At 71.1% G+C, this 16964-nt stretch carries 12 protein-coding genes and 1 riboswitch; of the genes, 6 read left to right on the forward strand and 6 right to left on the reverse strand.

What is annotated here, in order from left to right; genetic code table 11:
- Nucleotides 1–76: 76 nt before the first annotated feature.
- The gene (locus tag JW592_RS18560; protein ID WP_209266243.1) at nucleotides 77–1915 is read left to right on the forward strand and encodes a DUF262 domain-containing protein; all 1839 of its coding nucleotides are present in this window, start codon (nucleotides 77–79) and stop codon (nucleotides 1913–1915) included.
- Between the two features lie 79 nt (nucleotides 1916–1994).
- Here the strand turns inward: JW592_RS18560 and cobN are convergent, their stop codons facing one another.
- Entirely contained in the window at nucleotides 1995–5780 is a 3786-nt protein-coding gene (gene cobN / locus JW592_RS18565; RefSeq protein WP_372446540.1) for a cobaltochelatase subunit CobN, read from the reverse strand.
- 154 nt (nucleotides 5781–5934) lie between these two features.
- Nucleotides 5935–6010: riboswitch (cobalamin riboswitch) on the reverse strand.
- Between the two features lie 147 nt (nucleotides 6011–6157).
- Between cobN and cobG the strand changes: the two genes are divergently transcribed.
- Genes cobG through JW592_RS18580 form a run of 3 tightly spaced genes read left to right on the forward strand, consistent with a single transcriptional unit; the run spans nucleotide 6158 to nucleotide 9884 of the window.
- The gene (gene cobG / locus JW592_RS18570) at nucleotides 6158–7660 is read left to right on the forward strand and encodes a precorrin-3B synthase (RefSeq protein WP_372446534.1); all 1503 of its coding nucleotides are present in this window, start codon (nucleotides 6158–6160) and stop codon (nucleotides 7658–7660) included.
- Between the two features lie 17 nt (nucleotides 7661–7677).
- Nucleotides 7678–8304: a precorrin-8X methylmutase gene (locus JW592_RS18575; RefSeq protein WP_209266285.1), complete on the forward strand. Its 627-nt coding sequence runs from the start codon at nucleotides 7678–7680 to the stop codon at nucleotides 8302–8304.
- Nucleotides 8305–8354: 50 nt separating this feature from the next.
- Nucleotides 8355–9884, forward strand: coding sequence for a precorrin-2 C(20)-methyltransferase (locus JW592_RS18580; protein ID WP_209266286.1), 1530 nt, complete (start codon nucleotides 8355–8357; stop codon nucleotides 9882–9884).
- A 357-nt stretch (nucleotides 9885–10241) separates the two neighbouring features.
- Here the strand turns inward: JW592_RS18580 and JW592_RS18585 are convergent, their stop codons facing one another.
- From JW592_RS18585 to JW592_RS18595, 3 genes are all read right to left on the reverse strand, one after another.
- Nucleotides 10242–10643: a hypothetical protein gene (locus JW592_RS18585; protein ID WP_229376328.1), complete on the reverse strand. Its 402-nt coding sequence runs from the start codon at nucleotides 10641–10643 to the stop codon at nucleotides 10242–10244.
- 414 nt (nucleotides 10644–11057) lie between these two features.
- A complete protein-coding gene (locus tag JW592_RS18590) occupies nucleotides 11058–11279 on the reverse strand; it encodes a DUF397 domain-containing protein (protein WP_209266247.1) in 222 nt (73 codons plus the stop codon).
- Complete coding sequence (locus JW592_RS18595; RefSeq protein ID WP_209266248.1) at nucleotides 11279–12163, reverse strand: helix-turn-helix domain-containing protein; 885 nt, start codon at nucleotides 12161–12163, stop codon at nucleotides 11279–11281. The genes JW592_RS18590 and JW592_RS18595 overlap by 1 nt, the downstream gene beginning before the upstream one ends.
- A gap of 316 nt (nucleotides 12164–12479) precedes the next feature.
- Here JW592_RS18595 and JW592_RS18600 point away from each other — a divergent pair, with 316 nt between their 5' ends.
- A complete protein-coding gene (locus JW592_RS18600; RefSeq protein WP_209266249.1) occupies nucleotides 12480–12914 on the forward strand; it encodes a hypothetical protein in 435 nt (144 codons plus the stop codon).
- A 7-nt stretch (nucleotides 12915–12921) separates the two neighbouring features.
- On the opposite strand, the gene JW592_RS18605 is transcribed toward JW592_RS18600, so the two are convergent.
- A complete protein-coding gene (locus JW592_RS18605) occupies nucleotides 12922–14811 on the reverse strand; it encodes a serine/threonine-protein kinase (protein WP_372446535.1) in 1890 nt (629 codons plus the stop codon).
- 174 nt (nucleotides 14812–14985) lie between these two features.
- Between JW592_RS18605 and JW592_RS18610 the strand changes: the two genes are divergently transcribed.
- Nucleotides 14986–16200, forward strand: a complete 1215-nt coding sequence (locus tag JW592_RS18610; RefSeq protein ID WP_209266250.1) for a cytochrome P450 family protein — start codon at nucleotides 14986–14988, stop codon at nucleotides 16198–16200.
- 62 nt (nucleotides 16201–16262) lie between these two features.
- Here the strand turns inward: JW592_RS18610 and JW592_RS18615 are convergent, their stop codons facing one another.
- The gene (locus JW592_RS18615; RefSeq protein ID WP_209266251.1) at nucleotides 16263–16958 is read right to left on the reverse strand and encodes an LAVTG motif-containing sortase-dependent surface protein; all 696 of its coding nucleotides are present in this window, start codon (nucleotides 16956–16958) and stop codon (nucleotides 16263–16265) included.
- Between the last annotated feature and the right edge of the window lie 6 nt (nucleotides 16959–16964).

Below are 16964 nucleotides of genomic sequence, written 5' to 3' on the forward strand. Positions count from 1 at the left end.
ATATCACCAGGTGACAGATAGTAGTTTGGGCGGACAAGCGGCGGCGGGCCTGTCCGACTGTCACAAAGGAGCCGAAGTGGCCGATGAGGCGTTCAGCATCGACAAGCGACCGCTGCGCGACCTGCTGCAGCAGGTGCGGGTCGGAAAGGCGCAGCTACCCGAGTTCCAACGGGGCTGGGTCTGGCCCTGGCCGAACATTGCGAGCCTGCTCGCGTCGATCTCGCTGAGCTATCCAGTCGGTACCGTCATGCTACTCAAGGCGGGCGGCGATGTACGGTTCAAATATCGGCCGATCGAAGGTGCCGCGCCACCGGTTGACGCGGAACCGGAATCGCTCGTACTGGACGGGCAGCAGCGCCTCACCTCACTCTTCCAGGCTCTGAAGCTGCAGCGCCCGGTGGAGACGCAGGATCTGCGCAAGCACCGGGCCACTGGATGGTTCTACGCCGACATGCGGGCAGCGCTGGAAGAGAACGGCGACCGCGAGGAAGCAATCCGGTTCCTTCCGGAGTCCCGGGTCGTCCGCAACTTCCGGGGGGAGGTCCTGGAGGACTACTCGACCCCGGAGCTGGAGTTCAAGCATCATCTCTTCCCGCTGCACGCGGTGTTCGACAACGGCGACTGGGGCGATGAGTTCACCGACTATTGGGTCGGTGACAAAGAGAAGCGCGCGCTGTGGCGGAATTTCCGGAATGCGTTCGTACGGCCCTTCGATTTGTACCACGTACCCGTCATCGAACTCGGCCAGGAAACCCCACGACAGGCAGTCTGCCAGGTATTCGAGAAGGTCAACACGGGTGGCGTCACACTCACGGTGTTCGAGCTGCTGACCGCTACATACGCCGCCGACGACTTCGACCTGCGCAAGCACTGGGAGCACGAGTGCCGGGCAGCGTGGCAGGCGCCCGAGTACCGCATCCTGCGGGAGGTCTCCAACACCGACTTTCTGCAGGCGGTCACCCTGCTCTCCACGGGCGAGCGGTGGTGGCGCGAACGGGCCAACGGTACGGAGGAGGAACGGCTGCCGCGGATCGGCTGCAAGCGCAAGGATATGCTCGCACTCTCCCTCGCCGATTACCGGCGTTTCGCACCCATGCTCGTCGCCGGGTTCAAGGCCGCGGCGAAGTTCCTGCATCAACAGTGCGTCTTCGACACCAAGTTCCTGCCCTACGGCACCCAGCTGATCCCGCTGGCCGCCATCTTCGCCCTGGCCGCTGAGGACGCGCAGAGTGCAGGTGCGCAAGAGAAGCTGACCCGTTGGTACTGGTGCGGAGTGTTCGGCGAGCTGTACGGCGGCTCCACCGAGACTCGTTTCAGCCAAGACCTGCCGGATGTCGTGGACTGGATCCGCGGGTCCACGACGGAGCCGCGAACGGTGACTGCTGCGCAGTTCTCGCCAGGACGGTTGCTGACCCTGCGAACCCGCAACAGTGCTGCCTACAAAGGTATCTACGCGCTCCTCCTCAAGGCGGGTGCCGTCGACTGGCGTACCGGCGAGAAGGCCGAGGTCACCGGCTACTTCGACGAGGCCGTGGACATCCACCACATCTTCCCGAAGAGCTGGTGCGACAAGGCCGGCCTTGACCCCACCGTCTTCAACTCGATTGTCAACAAGACCCCGTTGACGGCCCGCACCAATCGGATCATCGGCGGCATCGCGCCCTCCGACTACCTCGACCGCTTGGTGAACGCTGCCGAGACCTCTCACGACGGCGTTCACCGGCACATCCGAACCCACCTCGCCGATCCGGGGAAGATGGCCAAGGACGACTTCGCCGGGTTTTTCGCGGCCCGCAAGGCAGCCCTGCTCGATCACATCGCGGCCGCCATGGGCAAGGTGATCATTGAGAGCGATGATGCCGACGACGGCCCCGGCGCCAGCCTCGACGCAGCCGACGACACGGATGACTTGTGACGACGGTTCCGCCGCCGACAGCCTTCCCCCTGACGACGGCGAAGCCGTCGTCAGCACCATCGACGAGGCGAACTGCCTACTACTCGTCCTGTTCCAGTTCGCCTTCCGTCTCCAGGTAGATCTGGCGCAGCGCGTCCAGCGTGGCCGGGTCGGGCTTGGCCCACATGCCGCGGGACTCGGCCTCCAGCAGGCGCTCGGCGATGCCGTGCAGGGCCCAGGGGTTGGCCTCCTGGAGGAAGGAGCGGTTGGTCTCGTCCAGGACGTACGTCTCGGTGAGTTTGTCGTACATCCAGTCGGCCACCACGCCGGTGGTGGCGTCGTAGCCGAAGAGGTAGTCGACGGTGGCGGCCAGTTCGAAGGCGCCCTTGTAGCCGTGGCGGCGCATCGCCTCGATCCACTTGGGGTTGACCACGCGGGCACGGAAGACGCGGGAGGTCTCCTCCACCAGGGTGCGGGTGCGTACCGTCTCGGGGCGGGTGGAGTCGCCGATGTACGCCTCGGGGGCCGTGCCCCGCAGCGCGCGCACGGTGGCGACCATTCCGCCGTGGTACTGGAAGTAGTCGTCGGAGTCGGCGATGTCGTGTTCACGGGTGTCGGTGTTCTTGGCGGCCACGGCGATGCGCTTGTACGCCGTCTCCATCTCGTCCCGCGCCGGCCGGCCGTCCAGGTCGCGACCGTAGGCGTAGCCGCCCCAGACGGTGTAGACCTCGGCGAGGTCGGCGTCGGTGCGCCAGTCGCGGGAGTCGATCAGCTGGAGCAGGCCCGCGCCGTAGGTGCCGGGGCGGGAGCCGAAGATGCGGGTGGTGGCGCGGCGTTCGTCACCGTGTTCGCGCAGGTCCTGCTGGGCGTGGGCGCGGATGTGGTTGATCTCGTCCGGCTCGTCGAGCGAGGCGGCCAGGCGTACCGCGTCGTCCAGCAGCGCGACGGCGTGCGGGAACGCGTCGCGGAAGAACCCGGAGATACGCAGGGTGACGTCGATACGCGGACGGCCCAGCTCGTCGGCCGGGATCGGCTCGAGACCGGTGACCCGGCGTGAGGCGTCATCCCACACCGGGCGGACGCCCAGCAGCGCGAGGGCCTCGGCGATGTCGTCGCCCGCGGTGCGCATGGCGCTGGTGCCCCACAGGGAGAGGCCGACGGAGGTGGGCCAGCTCCCGTTGTCTGCGCGGTAGCGCTCCAGGAGGGAGTCGGCGAGGGCCTGGCCCGTCTCCCACGCCAGGCGGGAGGGGACGGCCTTGGGGTCGACGGAGTAGAAGTTGCGCCCTGTCGGGAGGACGTTGACCAGGCCGCGGAGCGGTGAGCCGGACGGTCCTGCCGGTACGAAGCCGCCGGCCAGCGCGTGCACGGTGTGGTCCAGCTCGGCGGTGGTGGCGGCGAGCCGCGGTACGACCTCGCGGGCCGCGAAGTCGAGGATGTCGGCGACCTGTCGCGGGTGACCGGAGGCGATACGGGAGACAGCGCGCGGGTCCCAGTCGGCCGCCTCCATCGCCTCGACGAGCGCGCGGGCCTCGGCCTCCGCCTCGTCGGAGGCGGTGCGGGTGGCGGCCGACTCGTCCAGGCCGAGGGCTTCGCGCAGGCCGGGCAGGGTGTTGGTGCCGCCCCAGATCTGCCGGGCACGGAGGATGGCCAGCACCAGGTTGACGCGGTCGGCGCCGGCCGGTGCTGTGCCGAGGACGTGGAGTCCGTCGCGGATCTGCGCGTCCTTGACCTCGCACAGCCAGCCGTCCACATGGAGCAGGAAGTCGTCGAAGCCGTCGTCGTCCGGGCGCTCCTCCAGGCCCAGGTCGTGGTCGAGCCTGGCCGCCTGGATCAGCGTCCAGATCTGCGCGCGGATGGCCGGCAGCTTGGCCGGGTCCATGGAGCTGATCTGCGCGTACTCGTCCAGGAGTTGTTCCAGGCGGGCGATGTCGCCGTAGGAGTCGGCGCGGGCCATCGGCGGCACCAGGTGGTCGACGAGCGTGGCGTGCACCCGGCGCTTGGCCTGGGTGCCCTCGCCCGGGTCGTTGACCAGGAACGGGTAGACGAGCGGGAGATCGCCCAGCGCGGCGTCCGGGGCGCAGGCGGCCGAGAGTCCGGCGTTCTTGCCGGGCAGCCACTCCAGGTTGCCGTGCTTGCCCAGGTGGATCATCGCGTCCGCGCCGAAGCCACCGTCCTGGCGGGGGGCGGCGATCCAGCGGTACGCCGCCAGGTAGTGGTGCGAGGGCGGCAGGTCCGGGTCGTGGTAGATGGCGATGGGGTTCTCGCCGAAGCCGCGGGGCGGCTGGATGAGGATGAGCAGGTTGCCGTGGCGCAGGGCCGCCAGGACGATGTCGCCTTCCGGGTTGTGCGTACGGTCCACGAACATCTCGCCGGGCGGCGGCCCCCAGTGCTCCTCGACCGCCTCACGGAGTTCGGCGGGAAGGGTGGCGTACCAGCGGCGGTAGTCGGCGGCCGGGATGCGGACCGGGTTCTTGGCGAGCTGCTCCTCGGTGAGCCAGTCCTGGTCGTGGCCTCCGGCGTCGATGAGGGCCCGGATGAGGGGGTCGCCGGTGTGGACGTCCTCGTCGGACCCTTCGTCGGACCCCTCGGAATCGTCACCGCCTCGGGGGGTGACGCCGGGGATGGGGGTGTCGCCGAAGTCGTAGCCCTCGGCGCGGAGGCGGTGCAGCAGCGCCACCGCGCTGGCCGGGGTGTCGAGGCCGACGGCGTTGCCGATGCGCGAGTGCTTGGTCGGGTACGCCGACAGCACGAGAGCCAGCCGCTTTCGAGAGGCGGGGATATGGCGCAGCCGGGCGTGGCGTACGGCGATGCCCGCGACGCGCGACGCGCGCTCGGGGTCGGCCACATAGGACGGCAGTCCGTCGGCGTCGATCTCCTTGAAGGAGAACGGGACGGTGATCAGGCGGCCGTCGAACTCCGGTACGGCGATCTGGCTCGCCGCGTCCAGGGGCGAGACGCCCTCGTCGTTCTGCTCCCAGTCCGAGCGGGGCGCGGTCAGGCACAGCGCCTGGATGATGGGGACGTCCAGCGTGGTGAGCGCGCCCGCGTCCCACGCCTCGTCGTCGCCGCCCGCGCCCGCTTCGGCCGGCTTCGCGCCGCCTGCGCCGCCCGCCGCCAGTACCGTCGTCACGATCACGTCCGCGGCGCGCAGTTCCTCGATGAGTTCGGGCTCGGGCGCACGCAGGGAGGCCACATAGAGGGGCAGCGGCTTGCCGCCCGCCGCCTCGATCGCGTCACAGAGCGCGGCGGCGAACGCGGTGTTGCCGCTCATGTGGTGCGCGCGGTAGTAGAGGACGGCGACGGTGGGGGCCGCCGTGTCCGTCGGCGGCGCGGGGGCCTGGGGCGAGGGCTCGCGGTCCAGCGGGCCCCAGGAGGGTGCCGGGGCCGGGGGGTCGAAGCCGTGCCCGGTGAGCAGCACCGTGTCGGAGAGGAAGCGGGCCAGCTGGACGAGGTTGGCCGGGCCGCCGTGCGCGAGGTAGGCGTGCGCTTCGGCTGCCACCCCGATCGGGACCGTGGAAGCCGCCATGAGCTGGGCGTCCGGCGCCTGTTCGCCGGTCAGCACGATGAGCGGGAGGCTGGTGTCGCGGAGCAGATCGATGCCCTGCTGCCAGGCGCGGACACCGCCGAGCAGCCGTACGACGACGAAGTCGACGCCCTCCAGGAGGGTGCCGAGCTCGGCGTCGAGACTGTCCTCGGGAAGGCGGCTCGGGTTGGCGTAGCGGTAGGTGAGGGGCGCTGCGTTGGCTGTGTCGGCTGGTTCGGCTGCGTTGGCTGGTTCGGCTGCGTTGGCTGCGTTGGCTGCGTGCGTGGCGTTTGCCGCGTGCGCAGCGTTTGCCGCGCGGGCGCTGAGGAGGTCCGTGTCGGACGTCGAGAGAAGGAGGATCACCCTGGCGGTGCCGTCGGGGGTGACGGCGTCGACGTCGGCGTTGTCGCGTGACGAAAGCGGCATGGTGCGGTCGGCCCTTCCTCGGGGTATCCGCGCCCCGGGCGGTGTCGTAGTGAGGTCCCCTGCCCAGGCAGCGCCGAGGGCGGGGGTGAGGGAGTTCCTGGCTCACCCGGCCGTCGGTGGCCGGGCTCACAGTGGCGGGACCGCGCCGGATTCGCACCGGCTTCCTCCCCCTGTCGCCGTCGCCGGCGATAAGGCGGACCGGGTGGTCCGCCCACAGCATCGTACGGGGGTCCCCTGCGCGGCGGGAGGGCGCCCACTCATCCCTGTCTCCCGCTCCGGCGAGGGGCCGACGGGGGGTCGGTATGCTCGCCGACATGGTCATGCCCTCCGCTCGTTCGTCCGCGCACAGCGCCGCGCCGGTTGCTTCCGCAACCAGTTGCGCGGTTTCCCGCGCGCGGGACGACGCCTGCCCGGGTGCGCTGCGGCTGCACCAGGCTGACGACGGAGGGCTGGCCCGGGTGCGGGTACCGGGCGGGGCGCTCGGCACCGCGCAGGCAGCGGCGCTGCGGCTGGCCGCCTCCCGCCTCGGGGACGGCGACCTGCATCTGACCTCGCGCGGAAACGTCCAACTGCGCGGACTGCGCGACGATTCGGGTGCCGAACTGGCCCGGATACTGGACGACGCGGGGCTGCTGCCCTCCGCCGCGCACGAGCGGGTACGCAACATCGTGGCCTCGCCGCTGTCCGGTCTGGACGGGCGCGGAAGGCGGGACATCGGGACCTGGCTCACCGAGTTGGACCGATTGGTGTGCGAGAGCGAAGAGTTGCGCGACCTCTCGGGGCGGTTCCTGTTCGCGGTGGACGACGGCCGGGGCGATGTCGCCTCGCTCGGTGCGGATGTGACCTTGCTCGCCGAGCGGGAGGGGCGCGCACTGTTGCGGTTGGGGGCGGACGCTGCCGCTCCGGCGCTCCGGGTGGAGAGCGGGCGTGCGGCTGCGGCCGCGGTGACCGCCGCCGAGGTGTTCCTGGAGACCGCGCGGGAGTGCGGCGTACGCGCGTGGCGGGTGGCCGAGCTGCCGGTGACGAGCGGTGACTTGGCCCGCAGAACCGCGGAGCGGCTGCGTGGCGACGGCAGCGATGTCGGCAGTGTCGGCAGTGTCGGCAGTGTCGGCAATGCCAGCGATTTCGGCGATGTCCAACTCGTTCCCGTTCCATCGCTCCCGCCGACGGCGGACGAGGGACCCGAACCCGGACCGGTCCGCGGCCCCCGGCCTTCCGGACCGGTCGCACTCTCCGTACTGGCTCCGCTGGGGCGGTTGACCGGCGGACAGTGGCAGTTGCTCACCCGTACCGCCGAACAGGAGGGCGGCGGCGGACTGCGGCTGACCCCGTGGCGCGGCGTCGTCGTGCCCGGACTCGCGCCCGGAGGCGCGCCGGCAGCGCTCGCCGCGCTCGGTGACGCCGGGCTGGTGACGGACCCCTCCTCGCCCTGGCGCGGAGTGGGCGCCTGCGCCGGGCGGCCGGGCTGCGCCAAGTCGCTGACGGACGTACGCGCGGACGCCGCCGCGGCGTTGGCCTCCCGGGGCGGACGGCGCGCACCCGAAGAGAGCACCGGAAGGGCACTGCCCGTGTACTGGTCCGGCTGTGAGCGCCGGTGCGGGCATCCGCGCGGGGAGCGGGTCGAGGTCGTCGCGGGCGCGGACGGCTACCGGATCTCCGTCGTACGGGCCACCGGCGAAGCGCTCCCCGTGCGCAGCGCCGTACACAGCGCCGGGCACTCCGACGATCTGGCCGCCACCGTGGCTGCAGCCCGCGACCCACGCTCCCCCGACCACCGCTCCCCCGACACCACGCGCCCCCTGCCGACGACCCCATGACGATGAGCGAGAACACAGTGTTCGAGTACGAGAAGGACGGCGCTGCCATTTACCGGCAGTCCTTTGCCACCATCCGCGCCGAGGCGGACCTGGCGGGGCTGCCCGCCGATGTCGGCCAGGTCGCGGTGCGGATGATTCACGCCTGCGGCATGGTCGATCTCGTACGCGACCTCGCCCACACCCCGCGAGTCGTCGAGAAGGCCCGCGCTGCCCTGCGCGCGGGCGCTCCCATCCTCTGCGACGTCGCCATGATCGCCAGCGGTGTCACCCGCAAGCGGCTCCCGGCCGACAACGAGGTGATCTGCACCCTCGCCGACCCGGCCGTACCCCGGCTCGCCGCCGAGCTGGGTACGACCCGTACCGCCGCCGCACTCGAACTGTGGCGCGACCGCATGGAGGGGGCGGTCGTCGCGATCGGCAACGCGCCCACCGCGCTCTTCCGGCTGCTGGAGATGGTGGAGGAGGGGGCGCCGAGGCCGACTGCCGTCATCGGGGTGCCGGTCGGGTTCGTCGGCGCTGTGGAGTCCAAGCAGGCGCTGGCCGAGCACCCGTCCGGTCTTGAGCACCTGGTCGTGCACGGGCGCCGGGGCGGCAGCGCGCTGGCCGTCTCCGCGCTCAACGCCATCGCGAGTGAGGAGGAGTGAGCCAGGTGACCGGCAGCGACCGAGTGAGGGGCGACGACGTGGCCGAGGGCGTGACCGAGGGCGCGGGCACCGGACGGCTGATCGGTGTGGGGCTGGGGCCCGGTGACCCTTCGCTGATGACCGTCCGCGCCGTCGAGGCCATCGCTGAGGCGGACGTCGTGGCGTATCACAGCGCCCGGCACGGCCGTTCGATCGCGCGCTCCATCGCGGCCCGCCACCTGCGCGCCGACCACATCGAGGAGGCGCTGGTCTACCCCGTCACCACGGAGTCCACCGACCACCCCGGCGGCTACCGGGGCGCGCTGGAGGAGTTCTACGCCGACGCGGCGGCGCGACTGGCCGCGCATCTGGACGCGGGACGGACGGTGGCCGTACTCGCCGAGGGCGATCCGCTCTTCTACGGCTCCTACATGCATATGCACAAGCGGCTCGCGCACCTGTATCCGACGGAGGTCGTCCCCGGCGTCACCTCGGTGAGCGCCGCCGCAGCCCGCCTCGGCACCCCACTGTCCGAGGCCGAGGAGGCGCTGACCGTACTGCCCGGCACGCTGCCCGAGGAGGAGCTGACCGCGCGTCTGGCCTCCAGCGACGCGGTGGCCGTGATGAAGCTGGGACGGACGTTCCCCAAGGTGCGCCGCGCACTGGAGCGGTCGGGACGGCTGGCCGAGGCCCGCTACGTCGAGCGGGCCACCATGGAGGGCGAGCGCACCGGCCGGGTCGCGGACGTGGACCCGGAATCGGTGCCGTACTTCTCGGTGGCCGTGCTGCCGAGCAAGGTCGGAGCCCGACAGGGCGCGGAGCCCGGACCCGCCGGGCCTTCAGGGGAAGCCGCCGGCGAGGTCGTCGTCGTCGGCACCGGGCCCGCCGGGCCGCTGTGGCTGACCCCGGAGACGCGGGGCGCGCTGGCCGCCGCCGACGACCTGGTCGGCTACACCACCTATCTGGACCGGGTACCGCGGCGCGACGGGCAGCGCCGGCACGGCTCGGACAACCGGGTCGAGGCCGAACGCGCCGAATTCGCCCTGGAACTGGCCCGGCGCGGGCGGCGGGTGGCCGTCGTCTCCGGCGGCGACCCCGGCGTGTTCGCCATGGCGACCGCCGTACTGGAAGCCGCCGCGCAGGACGCGTACGCGGACGTACCCGTACGGGTGCTGCCCGGTGTGACGGCCGCCAACGCGGCAGCCGCCCGCGCGGGCGCACCGCTGGGCCACGACTACGCGGTGCTCTCCCTCTCCGACCGCCTCAAGCCGTGGGAGGTCATCGCCCAGCGCCTGCGCGCAGCGGCGGCGGCCGATCTGGTGCTAGCCCTCTACAACCCTGGCTCGCGCAGCCGCACCTGGCAGGTCGGCAAGGCCCGCGAGGTCCTGCTGGAGCACCGCGCCCCGGACACACCCGTGGTACTGGCCCGCGACGTGGGCGGCGACGGCGAGCGCGTCCGCATCGTCCCGCTCGCCGAGTTGGACCCGGCCCAGGTGGACATGCGCACCCTGCTGCTCGTCGGCTCCTCGCAGACGCGGACGGCCTGTCGGCCGGACGGTACGCGGTACGTGTGGACGCCGCGCCGGTACCCGGAGGACTGAGCCGACTGCCGAGTCCCCTCCCCTTGGGGGACGGGCCGTGCATGACCTCGGAGGTAGCCGACGAGAGAGCGGGCGGGTGCGAGGTTGGCGCTGTTCCGGCGGCCCGGCCCCTCCCCCGATGCGTGCCGCGTCGGCCCTACCCGGAGGAGATCAATATGAACGGCATCGACGATTTCATGAACCGGTATGCAGCCGTCTGGAATGAGGCCGACGCCGACAGCCGCGCTGCCGCGCTCCGACACAGATGGCCGCGCCCGGACGGACCACCAGTTCATCGAGATCGCGCCCCAGCAGTAACCCGCTCGCAGCAGCCCCACTGGACCGGCAGCCTCCTTGGCCTCCTTCAGGCCCCACCCGTCAGCTCCCGCTACCGCTTGTTCCCCGTGCCCGGTGCCGCTTTGCGTACGACCAGGTCACCGCGGTCATCAGGACCGGGATGGCGAGCAGCGGGGCGAAAGTGAAACCCCAGACGGTCTCTGCCGTACCGCTGGACATGTACGTCCGGCTCTCGACGGTGAAAGCGACCACGAGCTGCCACAGTGCCACCAGAACCACGACGCCCGAGGCGGTCCAGGCCAGCGGGGCGAGGACCCTGGGGTGCAGCGGCCTCCACCGGTCGCTGACGAGCAACAGCGGAAACAGAGCGGCCAGCTCGGCGAGGACCGAGAGACCGACGACGTATGCGATGCCCCAGCCTGGGATGTCGAAGACATCGCGCAGCACTTGGTCGCTGTAGCCCACGTAGACACCGGATGCCATGGCAATGCGCCACAGGCCGGACGGGACGGCACACAGAGCGATGGCATGGGCGGCGCGGCGAGCCCACACAGGCGCAGGCGCGGAGGCAGGCAGAGGGGCGGTCGCTGTCGTCATGACGTACATGCTGGCCTGGTCATGGCGGCGACGCTTCGTCCTCTACGGCGGACCGTATCCGTCCTGCGGATGAGAGCGCACCCGCTGAGGGAGGACCTGAGGAGCCTCAATCGCCGCACAGGCTGGGTTTTTTCGCGGTGGCAGCGGCTGTGCCCTGCTCGGGGGCGAGAGCGGTGCTCCCGCCCCCGAGCACTGCTCCTCTTCGAGAGCCCCACTCTTCACCGCGGGCTGCCGCTTGGAGCCACGGAGCACGGTGACGTCACTGGTCAAGGGGGTGACGAAAACGAAGTTGGTGCGGGGTCAGATGTCGAGGGCTTCACCCTTCACGGAGGCCAGGAAGGCAGACCAGGCATCGGCCCGGAAGGCGAACGCGGGCCCGTCGGGTCGTTTGGAGTCACGCACGGCCATCACACCGCCAGCGAGACGGGCACCCTCAACGCAGGCGCCGCCCTGGTCGTTGCTGTAGCTCGACTTGAACCATGTAGCGTCGCGCGGGCTCACGGCCATGCTCTTCGTGGACATCAATGCTCCTTGATCGCTCTCTTGATGAGGCTCAGGGACTCTTGCGGCCCGGGGGCCAAGGCTTGCAGGTCAGTGAACGCTTCCTTGTACCGCTCAATGTCCTCTTCCCTACGGCCGACCCAAGCATCCGCCATGTTCTCCAGGTACACGAGAGACCTCATTGTTGCCCCGTCCGGGAACTTGAGGACGAAGAACGGCCCGTTCATCCCTGAGTGGGCACCGTAGCTGAACGGCACCACCTGGACCCGCACGTTAGGCAGCTCCGTGGCCACGTCGACGACGTGGCTCAGTTGGTCGCGCATCAGCTTGGAGCCACCGACCGTACGGCGCAATACCGCTTCGTTGATGATGGCCGTCAGCTTCAGCGGCGAGCACTCTCGTCGCAGCACCTCCTGACGGTTCATTCGCACAGCGACCAGGCTGTCCACTTCCTCGGCGTTCATACCCTGGTGGGCGCGCTCATGGATCACGCGGACGTACGCCTCAGTCTGCAACAGCCCCGGGACGAACTCCGATTCGTAGTTCTGCAGGGCGCTGGCGGTGGCCTCCAGCCCCAGGAACGCCTTGAAACCTGGCCGGATCACCGGCCGATAGGTTGGCGACTGCCACCAGTCCCGCCGCGTCTTGGTCACCGCCGCGTACCCCTGCAAGAGGGCACGCTTCTCCTTCGAGGCCCCATAAATCTCGCAGAGAGCTATCACATCCGACGGCTCCACCGACGCGTTGTCGCCCGTCTCCAGACGGGTCAGCTTGGACGAGCTCCACAGGAGCTTCCGGACGACTTGGCGCCCGTTCAACCCCGCGACTTGCCGCAACTGCCGCAGCTCGCTGCCGAGCTGCAAGCGGCACAGGGCGGGCGTTGCCGACTCGATGTCTGTGATCATCCGCGCGCTTCCTTCCTCCGCCAGCGCGTGAAACGTTCTGCGAATTTGCAGAACATTGCGGCGAAGCGTGAACACCGCCGCCGAGCAGTAGAAATTGGCACGGAAAGTTGTCCGCGCAAACCCTTCAACTCCGTTCCAACGGTAGCCGTGCCGGTGTCACTCTGTAGGGGATTTCTCACAGAGCGCTCACACAAGGGAGCGCGGCCCCGGAAAGGAAAAGGGTTCCGTGACGAGTTACCGATCTGCGGCATGCGGTCTCGGCAGGCACACGGAGTGCCGTCATGCCACGCCGAGGCAGGCGCCCCCGGGTGTCCCGGTGACGTATGAGGCGTGCGGCTGTGTCTGCCACCGAGGGCTGGAGGGCGGCCGTATGTGGATCTACGACCGTGAGCAGACGCCGATGCCGGCCCCGGGGCTCCGGCTGCTGCCGTGGACAACGGAGTCCGGTAAACCCTGCTACCTCAGCGGCGACCTGGACTCCACCGTCTCCTGTTACGCGGACGAACTGGAAGAGGCCCAGCTGGCGGACGGCGACCGGGCGTTGAAGCACTTCCTCTTCGTCTACGGCGAGCACGGCGACGACGAGAAGGCGGGCGGCGCCCCCAAGGAACTCGCCGTCGCCCTCAGCAACGTACTCCGCGTCGCCGACAGCAGGGGTGCCCGGCTGCCGGGCAACTCCGGTGGCGCCGGGATCACATGCGTCCCGAAGCTCCGCGACAAAGAAGACGGCCCAGGGCCGACGGACCGGTGAACTCCCCCTACCCGGACCGTCGTGCGCGGGCAGCGGCGACGATGCGGAAGGCGATGCTGCCGCCGAAGGCCGCGCCGACGGCTGTGAACAGTCCGACTGTCGTCGAGTCGCCGATGGTGAGACCCATCCACCCGTGGTAACCGCAGACGGCGCCCAGGCCCACGGTGAACGCGGTGGCGACCACGAGGGCGGCCACGACGCCGCAGCCCTGTTCGCTGGAGTGGGCCACGCCGCCCCTCTTGGACATGGCACTGGCGACGGCCAACGGCGCGAGGCCCACCAGCGCGCCGATCCAGGCGCCGCCCTCGTCGAGTTGGCCCAGGGAGATCACAGCGATGCCCAGTCCGCCGTCGTCCCCGAGCCAGCCGAGGAGAAAGCCGCTCACGCTCAGCGCCACGAGGACGAGGAAGCCGGTGAGCGCGGACCGCAGCCCGGCGACGATCCACGCCACGACACCGGCCAGCCCACCGAGCCAGGCACCGGCCACCGCGCCCAGATAGCTGGGGTGGAGCAGCCCGGCGGGGATGTCGGGGGCGTCCATCTCCAGGAGCCCGGCGTGGAAGGACTGCTGGGACATGGGGACGAGATCGCCGCTGTTGGCCTTGGTGGCGGCGATCAGGCCCGCGAGTACGCCGAGTACGACGAAGGCGGTGTCCCGCGACCGCCCGAGCGCGCGGCGGGCCCTCGGTCCTGAGACGGCAGCCGTCAGGCGGGCCCGCAGGGAAGGGCGGTCGGGCGGATTCGGGTCCACGGTGGTGGCCGAAGGGTCGCCCGTCCCGCGGGCGGCCCCGCGTCCGCGCGCCGCCCCCGCGCCTGCGCCCGCGCCCGGGCCTCCCGGCGATGCGCTCCGTACCATCCGGGCGGCCTCGCGGCTGAAGTCACGTGCCCAGCCGAACACCCGCCGGGCCCACGCCGCGCCACCCCCCGTACGGGGCGGTACGACGACGGTGGGCTCCTCGGAGTCGGGAGGGACGTGCCGTTCGTCCGCCGCCATACGGAACCGGAGCACATCGTCCCGCTGGGCCGCGATCAGCTGATGCACCTCGCGCGGCCAGACCTGCTCGGGCCGCGCGGTCTGTGAGAGCAGATTGTGGGCCCGCTCGCGGAGCTGGGCCGGATTCGGCCGGTCGGCCGGCTCCTTGGCGAGGCACGGCTGGATGAATCCGCGCAACCGGTCCGGGATTCGGCCGAGGTCGGGTTCGGTGTGCACGACGTTGTACATCATCTGCGGGGCCGAGGTCCCTCTGAACGGGCCCTCACCCGTGCACGCCATGACCAGTGTGGCGCCCAGCGAGAACACATCGCTGGCCGACGTCAGGGTGCGGCCGTTGGGCTCGACCTGCTCCGGCGACATGAAGCCGGGGGCGCCGACCACCCAGCCGGTGTGCGTGACCCAGGTGCCGTCGTCACTGTCGGTGGCCCGCGCGATACCGAAGTCGATGACCTTGGCGTGCCGCTCCGCGAGCAGCACGTTGGAGGGCTTCAGATCGCGGTGCACCAGTTCGGCCCTGTGGATGTCGAGCAGTGCGGAGGCGAGGTCGGCGGCCAGCCACAGCACCGCCTCCTCGGGCAGCCCGCCGACGGCGTCCACCGCCGCGTGCAGCGAAGGTCCCGGCACGAACTCCGAGGCCAGCCACGGCACCGGCTCGTCCGCGCCGTCGTCGACCACGGCCGCCGTGTAGTCGCCGGCCACCCTGCGGGAGGCCGCCACCTCGCGGGTGAACCGGGCGCGGAAACCGTCGTCCTCCACGAACTGCGCGCGTACGCGCTTGAGCGCGACCAGCCGGCCGCCGGGCGTGTCGCCCAGCAGCACCCGCCCCATGCCGCCGCTGCCGAGTTCGGCGAGCATCCTGTACGGCCCGACCCTGCGCGGGTCGGAGGTCTCCAACGGTCGCACCCGCCACCCCCTCCGGCTGCTGAGCGGAGCGATGATATCCGAACTCCCGTGACAGGGAAGCGAGTTGGAGCAGCGCCTCGCATCGGCATTGTTGAAACCCTACAAATCACGCGGGGCACAGATGGTCCAGGGCGGCCGTCCTCAGATGTCGTCCGCCCGGCAAAGATGGAGCGTATGCCCGCAACACTGGACCCGGCCGACCCGGACTTCGCTCGCGACCCCTACCCGTACTACGCTCGACTCCGCACAAAAGGAGCCGCGACGCGGGTGGCGCTCGCCAACGGAACGCACGCCTGGCTGGTCACCGGTTACGAGACCGCGCGGGCCGTGCTGGCCGATCCGCGGTTCTCCAACGTCCCCCTCCGGGGAGCGGGGCGCCCGCGTGCCGACTCGCCGGCCCGCCGGGCGCAGGCGTGTCTGGCCCGGCACATGCTCAACCAGGACGCGCCCGACCACCGACGGCTGCGCCGCCTGGTCACCCGGGCCTTCACCCCGCGCCGCGTCGACGCGCTGCGCCCGCGTATCGAGGAGCTGGCGGACGGGCTGGTGGCCGATGTCACCCGGCAGCTGGCGGACGGCAAGACCGCCGACCTGGTGGACGCGTTCGCCTTCCCGCTGCCGGTGCTGGTGATCGCCGACGTGCTGGGCGTACCGGAGGCCGACCGCACCCAGCTGCGTGAGTGGACCTACCGGGTGGGCTCCCCCGCCGACGCGCTGCCCCCCGGCGCCGTCGAGGAGGCGTGGCGGGAGCTGTACGCGTACTTCACGGAGCTGATCGCCGCCAAGCGGCGCCGCCCCGGCGACGATCTGTTCAGCGCCCTGGTGCCCGGTCTCGACGAGGGCGAACTGGTCGCCATGGCGTTCCTGCTGCTGTTCGCCGGATACGAGACGACGATGAACCTGCTCGCCTCCGCGACGCTGCTGCTGCTCACCCACCCCGACCAGCGGGCCGCCGCCCGGGACGGCGGCCCGCGGTACTGGGCGGCCGTGACGGAGGAGACGCTCCGCTTCGACAGCCCGCTGGAGGGGGCGACATGGCGGCGCACCACGCAACAGGTGGAGCTGGCCGGGGCAGTGCTGCCGGAGCAGGCGGCGGTCCTGGTCGTGTTGGCCGCCGCCAACCGCGACCCGGAGCACTTCCCCGAGCCCGACAGCTTCCGGCCCGCCCGCTATCTGGCGGAGGGCCGGCGCCCCGCCCCGCATCTGGGCTTCGGCCACGGGCCGCACATCTGCCCCGGGGCGCGGCTGGCCCGACTGGAGGCGGCCGTCGCCCTCCCCCGCCTGTTCGCCGCGCTGCCCGATGAGGTGGGCCTCGCAGCCCCCGCGGACTCCCTCCCTTACCGCCCCGGCCTCCTGGTCCGCGGCCCGCGCCACCTGCCGGTCCGCTGAGGGTTGCCCTCGCGTGGGTGCGCCCCGTCAGGGGCAGCCCCTCACCGGAACGAGCGGGGCGGTCAGCTCCGGCGGCGGCGCCGCACCAGCAGCGTGCCACCGGCACCCAGCAGCAGCGCTGCGGCCGCAGAGACGACGGCCACCGAGGTGCCCGTCTCAGCGAGATCACCCTCGCCACCGTTCGGCGACGGAGCCGGGGACGGGTCCTGGCCCGAGCCGGCAGGGGTGGAGGCCGAGGGCGAGGCCGAAGTCGAAGCCGCGGGCTTCGAAGGCTCCGCGGAGGGCTTCTCACTGGGCCCGTCGCTCGGCGAACCACTCGGCGAACCACTCGGGTCGCCGCCCGGCTCCTTGTCACCCTCACAATCGGCCCAGAAGACCTTGTGCTTGGCGCGGCCGTGTTCGCCGTCGAAGTTCCAGATCAGCTTGTAGTGGCCGTCCGGCAGGGTCAGATCCGCGCTGCGGCCGTGGCCTTCGCCGTCGAGAGCCAGGGAGTCGCTCTTGGCCACGGTGCCCTTCGTTCCGGTGGGCGGCATCTCGACGATCCGCCAGTCCACCTGCTGCCGGCCGTCGAAGCCGAACGCGTCGAGGTAGAAGGTGCAGACATGGGGCTGGTTCTTGCGGAGCATCTCGCCGGTCTTGGCGTCGTGGATCTTCACGGTGCCGTTGTCACCGGGCGGGGTGGCCTGCGCCACCGGAGCAACGAGCAGCGAGACCGCCACCCCCGCCACCACCGTGCAAGCCGAAGAGAAGGTGCGCATGGGCAT

The organism is Streptomyces spirodelae, from assembly GCF_017676385.1.
In the GTDB taxonomy this organism is placed as follows: domain Bacteria; phylum Actinomycetota; class Actinomycetes; order Streptomycetales; family Streptomycetaceae; genus Streptomyces; species Streptomyces spirodelae.

Excerpts from the sequence above, each read along its gene's own strand:
- JW592_RS18595 (WP_209266248.1), bottom strand. The coding sequence starts at position 12,163 with ATGATCACAGACATCGAGTCGGCAACGCCCGCCCTGTGCCGCTTGCAG.
- JW592_RS18615 (WP_209266251.1), bottom strand. The coding sequence starts at position 16,958 with ATGCGCACCTTCTCTTCGGCTTGCACGGTGGTGGCGGGGGTGGCGGTC.
- cobG (WP_372446534.1), top strand. The coding sequence starts at position 6,158 with ATGGTCATGCCCTCCGCTCGTTCGTCCGCGCACAGCGCCGCGCCGGTT.
- JW592_RS18610 (WP_209266250.1), top strand. The coding sequence starts at position 14,986 with ATGCCCGCAACACTGGACCCGGCCGACCCGGACTTCGCTCGCGACCCC.
- JW592_RS18585 (WP_229376328.1), bottom strand. The coding sequence starts at position 10,643 with ATGGCATCCGGTGTCTACGTGGGCTACAGCGACCAAGTGCTGCGCGAT.
- JW592_RS18590 (WP_209266247.1), bottom strand. The coding sequence starts at position 11,279 with ATGTCCACGAAGAGCATGGCCGTGAGCCCGCGCGACGCTACATGGTTC.